This is a genomic window from Nitrobacter winogradskyi, assembly GCF_006539545.1.
In the GTDB taxonomy this organism is placed as follows: Bacteria; Pseudomonadota; Alphaproteobacteria; order Rhizobiales; family Xanthobacteraceae; genus Nitrobacter; species Nitrobacter winogradskyi_A.
Genome location: NZ_BJNF01000131.1, coordinates 1 through 5,858, shown reverse-complemented (window position 1 = coordinate 5,858; position 5,858 = coordinate 1). Strand labels below are relative to the sequence as shown.

The 5,858-nt window shown below is 60.0% G+C and carries 7 protein-coding genes and 3 pseudogenes; 8 read left to right on the top strand and 2 right to left on the bottom strand.

Translation table 11 applies throughout. From position 1 onward, the window contains the following. The coding region (locus NWI01_RS18345; protein ID WP_141385375.1) for a TonB family protein at window positions 1-163 on the top strand (163 nt) is incomplete at its 5' end. A gap of 165 nt (window positions 164-328) precedes the next feature. After that, a pseudogene (locus NWI01_RS19990) lies at window positions 329-577 on the top strand (IS110 family transposase); the annotation flags it as partial. A gap of 442 nt (window positions 578-1,019) precedes the next feature. Here the strand turns inward: NWI01_RS19990 and NWI01_RS18335 are convergent. Beyond that, a complete protein-coding gene (locus NWI01_RS18335) occupies window positions 1,020-1,418 on the bottom strand; it encodes a type II toxin-antitoxin system VapC family toxin (protein WP_141385374.1) in 399 nt (132 codons plus the stop codon). Beyond that, window positions 1,415-1,681 carry an AbrB/MazE/SpoVT family DNA-binding domain-containing protein gene (locus NWI01_RS18330; protein WP_141385373.1) on the bottom strand — a complete coding sequence of 89 codons (267 nt, stop codon included), beginning with the start codon at window positions 1,679-1,681 and terminating at the stop codon, window positions 1,415-1,417. Before NWI01_RS18330 ends, NWI01_RS18335 begins: the two co-directional genes overlap by 4 nt. A gap of 236 nt (window positions 1,682-1,917) precedes the next feature. Between NWI01_RS18330 and traF the strand changes: the two genes are divergently transcribed. The 6 genes and pseudogenes from traF to NWI01_RS18310 all read left to right on the top strand — a co-directional run bounded on the left by traF (window position 1,918) and on the right by NWI01_RS18310 (window position 5,635). Then, window positions 1,918-2,454: a conjugative transfer signal peptidase TraF gene (gene traF / locus NWI01_RS18325; RefSeq protein ID WP_141385372.1), complete on the top strand. Its 537-nt coding sequence runs from the start codon at window positions 1,918-1,920 to the stop codon at window positions 2,452-2,454. Between the two features lie 73 nt (window positions 2,455-2,527). Beyond that, window positions 2,528-3,609: pseudogene (locus NWI01_RS18320) on the top strand (conjugal transfer protein TraB). An 11-nt stretch (window positions 3,610-3,620) separates the two neighbouring features. Beyond that, on the top strand, window positions 3,621-3,749 hold the full coding sequence (locus NWI01_RS20420; RefSeq protein ID WP_375782196.1) for a hypothetical protein: 129 nt from the start codon (window positions 3,621-3,623) through the stop codon (window positions 3,747-3,749). Next, entirely contained in the window at window positions 3,746-4,126 is a 381-nt protein-coding gene (locus NWI01_RS20415; protein ID WP_375782195.1) for a hypothetical protein, read from the top strand. Before NWI01_RS20420 ends, NWI01_RS20415 begins: the two co-directional genes overlap by 4 nt. Next, window positions 4,123-4,239, top strand: coding sequence for a hypothetical protein (locus tag NWI01_RS20410; RefSeq protein WP_375782194.1), 117 nt, complete (start codon window positions 4,123-4,125; stop codon window positions 4,237-4,239). Before NWI01_RS20415 ends, NWI01_RS20410 begins: the two co-directional genes overlap by 4 nt. A 424-nt stretch (window positions 4,240-4,663) precedes the next feature. Further along, a pseudogene (locus NWI01_RS18310) lies at window positions 4,664-5,635 on the top strand (aldo/keto reductase). Window positions 5,636-5,858 lie beyond the last annotated feature (223 nt).

Genomic DNA, 5,858 nt, shown 5'->3' with positions numbered 1-5,858 from the left:
ATCGGCCACGATCGTGAACGGCTCGGGCGATGCGACCTTCGACGAAGCCGCGCTCACCATGCTGCGCCGCTCAGACCCCGTCCCGCCACCCCCGCCGCTGATCGCGGACGAGGGCCTCAGCTTCACTCTGCCTGTGGTCTTCAGGGTCAAGGGGAAAGGATGAGCACGCCTCGCAGGTCGTCGCTTACGACTGAGCCTCGCTGAACTGTTCGGAAATCATTGCGATGGACAACACGGCTGGAAGCCCAGTCTATTATTGATGAGGACGCCCCTGACTGCATCGCAATGCCAAAGTGGTGGTGTTGATCATCACTGGAAGGAGGCGTTCATGTTGGCAGTTTGCATGATCGGGTTGGACCTTGCGAAGAATGTATTCCAGGCGCATGCCGTGGACGCGTCGGGCGCAGACTTGTTCCGCGAGAAGCTGCGCCGCGGCCAAGTGCTTGCGTTCTTCACAGCGCTGCCGGCTTGCACGGTTGCCATGTAGGCCTGCGCCAGCAGCCATTATTGGGCACGGGAGATCGTGTGGCTGGGACATGACGTCCGGCTGATCGCCCCGGGTTACGTCAGACCTTTCGATGGGCCCCGACGGCTGATATTACCAGTGGAGGAAGGATCCACCCAGAGGATTGTCGATTGATCTGGTAGCTGACGAGCGGTTTGGACGAGCAATCGGACGGATCGAAGCCTCGTGACAAAGGTCGCTTTGGGCGGCCGAGCAATCCAGCGGGCCGTAACGCGAGTGAAGCCTGAGCACGCCTCGAAAGTTACGGTGTGAATGCCGACCCGATCGTATGACGGGGGGCGTGGCGTCCGACGGTTTTCTCGTGAGATTTATGGGAGCCCTGGCGTGCTTGTGCTGAACCGCGTGCGTAGAGTATCGCCGACGTGTGCCTCGTGATGAAGCCTGTCGGAGAGCCAGATGTGGGAAACTGCAGGGATTGAAGCCGTAGCGTTAAATCGGGAGGTCGTACCAACGCTCGGCTCATGCGTCCGACGCGCGCGGTGACATGGGGCCCTCAAGACAGAAGCTGCGTATCCTGTCCCTGTTTCGACAGGAGCGTGATCGCCTGCTTGTCAAACGATACGAAGGTCTTGCCACCAAGCCAAGCGCCCTCATAGGCCATAACGCCATCGGCAAAATCACCACCTGCCTCCAGCAAGGCGAGCCCGGCTTCGACGGCGGGCCTATTCACGACGACATTCGCCGTGTTCAGGAGTGCGCGAATGGCTGCTGCCACGTCTTCTTTGGCGACCTTCGCGTCTTGCCGCAGAACCCACACCAATTCACACAGGCATGGCAACGACACCGCGATCAGAGATGCTTCCTTGAGCAGCGCGCGGGCGGTCCTGGATTGCTCAGGGTGATCTCGCATCATCGCGCGCGCCAGCACGTTGGTGTCGACGGAAATCTTCATTTGTCGTCAAGCTCGCCCGCCCAGCCGGCGGCCGCAATCCGGTTCATCTCTTCAATGGTCATGGGCTTCTTGAGTTTGATCTTGCCCTCAAGCGCACCGATGAACGCGTCGATGGAGCCCGTTGGCCGGGCCACCCGGACGCGCAATTCGCCGTCGGGCAGCTTCTCGAATTCGATCCGTTCGCCGGGCTTGATGCCAAGATGTTGCAGCAGGTCCCGCTTGAGCGTGACCTGCCCTTTTGCCGTGACCGCAAGCGATGCCATTGCTGTTCCCCATGCCTTCCAGCCCAATATAGTAATGAAAAACCACATTACAAACAACGTATGTCGGGCGTGGTTGCCTAGGGTGGAACGGTGCGATCGCAGCACCCGTCACTTTTGACGGGTCGCCTGCGCGGTCGATGCGCGCAACAGTCCCGGCGGTAGAGAGGATTCCGGCGATCGCGTCGGCGCCGGCCCTACCGGGGCGGACATGCGATGCTCGGGCTGGCGGCGGGCATATGAGGGGTGGGTCGTCGATACTGTTGCATATCGGTCTTTTCGGGTCGCTCACCTGCCTTGGGCTTTTTGGCCCGGGGTGGTGGGGCGGATTCCGGCTGAACGCCACGCCAAGCTATCCCCTTGGGCTCTGGCGCATCGCTACTCTCGACCGCGCCGTGACGGTCGGCGATCGCGTTTTCATCTGTCTCCCGCCGGGGCCGGCGCTCTCCCTCGGCCTCACGCGTGGCTACATCCGATGCGGCCTTTGCGCCGAGGGAGCGAGCCCGCTGATCAAGACCGTGGCTGCCCTGCCGGGCCAGACCGTAGCGATCGCCGGCACCGTGACGATCGACGGGCATCCTTTGAGGCACTCGCATATCCATCCAGTCGACGCGGAAGGACGGCAGCTCACCGCCTACTCCGGTGGGAAAGTCCCACCGGGCCATCTTTTTCTCCATTCAGGATTCTCGGGCTCCTATGATTCACGATATTTCGGGCCGGTTCTGGACACCGGCGTACTCGGCCTTGCCGAACCCGTCATCACGTTCACTCCCTGATCGGGCGCATAGCCTCGCCGTGATCACTGCTGCCATTGGGGTTGGTGTGATCGGCTGGAGCGGTGTGACTCTGATGCTACCGCTGGCGCTTGCCTTTCCGTCGCTCTGGGTGGTTGCGCCGTCGCGTCTGGCAGCAGCGGGGGTCGCTGCGGGATATTTCCTCGCCGCATCGCGCGGATTGCCGCAGGGCGTCGCAACCTTCTTTGATACGGGACTGGCCTGGGGGATCGCGCTGTGGTTGCTTGCCTCAAGCGCATTCGTCGTGATCCATATGGTTCTCTGGTCGTGCCGCGCGGATAGACACCGGCCATGGGCTTCGGACTCGCATCTGTCCTGATGGCTGCACCACCGTTCGGGACTTTTGGCTGGGCCCATCCGCTGACGGCCGCTGGCGTGATTTTCCCTGGGACAGGATGGGGCGGTGCGATGCTCACGGTTGCGGCCTTGCTTGCCCTTACCACCCGATTTTGGCGCGGGACGGCGCTCGCTGTCAGCGTGGCCTGGTTGTGGACGGGGCGACCTGGACGCCGTCCCCATTCCTGACGGGCTGGACTAGTGTCGACACGATGATGGGAGCATCGCTCGGCCGCCAAGCGGACCTCGAGCATCATGGCGCGCTCCTCGCGGTCGCTCGCCGGACTGCAAACCTTGGCGAGCGCGTTGTGGTGCTTCCCCAAAAGCGCTTTCGGCTTGTGGACGCCGACAGTGGCGCGGTTCTGGATCGAGAATTTGCGGCAGGACGATCTCACCGTTATTGGCGGTGCCGCTGTCGTCGACCCGGATGGATACGACAACGCACTGATAGAAATCGACTGGACCGGCACTCGCGTCATTTATCGTCAACGCATGCCGGTGCCGCTGTCGATGTGGCAGCCCTGGCGCGCGTGGCTCGATGCGGCCGGCGGGGCGCGAGCCAATCTGTTCCAGAACCCCGTCGTGACCGCCGCAGGACGGAAGATCGTCCCGCTCATCTGCTATGAGCAGCTCATAGTCTGGCCGGTGCTGCAGTCCATGCTCCACCAGCCTGACGTCATTGTCGCGACGAGCAACGCCTGGTGGACCGCCGACGCCTCTATCGCTGCGATCCAAAGGGCGAGCGCACAGGCCTGGGCGCGTCTGTTCGACCGTCCGCTCGTGACCGCTTTCAACATGTGAGCAGGTCGAGAATGGACGCAGCCCTCATTCAGCAGTGTGCCGATCCCAACCTAAAGCCTGCGATCGCTGAGAAATTTATTGCGCGCGCGCCGGCGCTGGCGATCCTCTCGCGATCACCGTTCGCGCCGGTGGACGTGTGATCCTCGTGCCTCCACCGAAATCTCCCCACGATACGATAACATTGGTTCGCCGCTACGTTGGCCAGGCTGTTGTAGGCGTCGGCATCACGCAATATCCTGCCGGCGTTGGCATTACAGATCCCGCACAGTTCTCGGTGGGTCTTGTTGACGTTTGCCAAAACATTCGTATGGGTACAGCGCTCTTCGGCAAGGTCTATCGCATCGTGACGAAATGGTATGGCACCGCGAACGAAGAAGCGTTCAACGATGCCATCATCGCCTGGAAGGCCGGGACGTTCGAGGGACAATCGGTCTTCTCGGCCGAGGAGCCCGGACCCACCAAAGTCGTGTCCCGTCCGGACCTGCAAGCCGTGAGGGCGAGGTCTCGAACGATATGAAAAGTGCGCCCGCCAACGAGCGGGACGACAAAGCCCCCGAACCGAACGATCCCAATCGCGCCGGCATTCGGATTGACCTGTCAGGTATTGGCGGAGCGAGTACCAAGCAATGAATGGGCGCATCGTTGCTGCGGTCATTCTTTGCGCTCATGTCTGCGAACAAGCTCAGCTACGCGTCTGGGATGGCGGTACGTTTCGGACTGGCTGGGGATCGCAGCGGTTTCTCCGCATGGCAAATCTCACGTCTGTGTCCGGAGTGGCGCTAAGTCATCCGTTTTTGGAACAAGGGCCAAACGACGCAGCGAAGGGGCGGATAATCCGCTGCCGAAATACAGCCTGATGTGGGCTTCGCCGCCGCCCCCGCGTTTTTCGATGTGGGTGGAAGCCGCCGTTGACGGCCAGCGAGATTGTGGCCGACTTCTTAGCTATTGTCGGTACCTACGACGTTCCGTTGAATTAGCCAAGGCGGCGCAAACGTATACAACGCCTCTTATCCTAGCTTTGAATTAGCGTCGCATCGATAGTCCGAAGGTCTAAATGCCTATGGATAAACCACAGCTGGGACGTTCCGGAATCTCGGTGTCCGTCTTGGGACTGGGCTGCAACAATTTTGGAGTGGCCATCGACATCGACGAAACGCGCGACGTTGTGCATGCCGCGCTCGATCTCGGTGTTACACTATTTGACGTGGCCGACGTTTATGGGGGAAGAGGCAAAGCGGAGGAGTTTCTCGGCTACATTCTCGGGCCAAAGCGCAAGGACATTGTCCTTGCGACCAAATTTGGCTTGGCCATGATGGATAATACCAAAAATATCAACGCCTCGCGTAACTACATCATGAGGGCGGTTGAAGACAGCCTGAGACGCCTGCGAACAGAGTGGATCGATCTTTATTAGATTCACCGATACGATCCGGACACTCCGATCGAAGAAACAATGGACGCATTCGATGAGCTCGTGCGTCAGGGAAAGGTGAGAGCGATCGGCTGCTCGAATTTCCTTGCACGTCAGGTCGTTGCCGCGCAGCAAGTGGCGGGCACCCACAAAGGCGCGCAACTTGTGACATGTCAGGCCGAGTACAGTCTACTCGCCCGCGGAATATAAAACGATTTACTGCCCCAACTTCTTCAGCACGGGATCTGCCTCTTGCCCTACTATCCGCTGGCAAGCGAGCTATTGACCGGCAAATATCGACGCGGTGTCGAACCGGCCAAGAAGACCCGATTGGGCTCTCATCTGTCGTGGGCTCAAGCGCTGATGACGGAACAGAATTGGAATCGGCTCGATCAGTTGAACACTATCGGATTGCGGGATAGGCACTCGATATTGGAATTGGCAATTGGCTGGCTGCTGGCAAGACCGGTGGTCGGCAGCGTGATCGCGGGCGCGACAAATCCCGAACAAGCCCGCCAAAATGTCGCCGCTGCTGCAACACAGCTATCTGCTGCACTGCTATCTGAGATCGACGCAGTGATAATACCGCAGCAATCGAGCGCTACTCGAGCGTGATTTTCACCCTGCCAAATGTCCTATCACGATCTGTGAGCGCCGCTAAGTATGATGGGATAATTTTGTGGAAGCCTTAATAGCTTTCGCTTAGTTGATGCCTTCGGAGATCGTTCTCCTTCCTCACCATCTGGATCGTGGCGGATCAACGATCCAGGCTTCACGGGGATTGGCAACGACGCGTTGCAGTTGAGCCCGACGGATTTTGCGAGTTCTCGCGACGAAC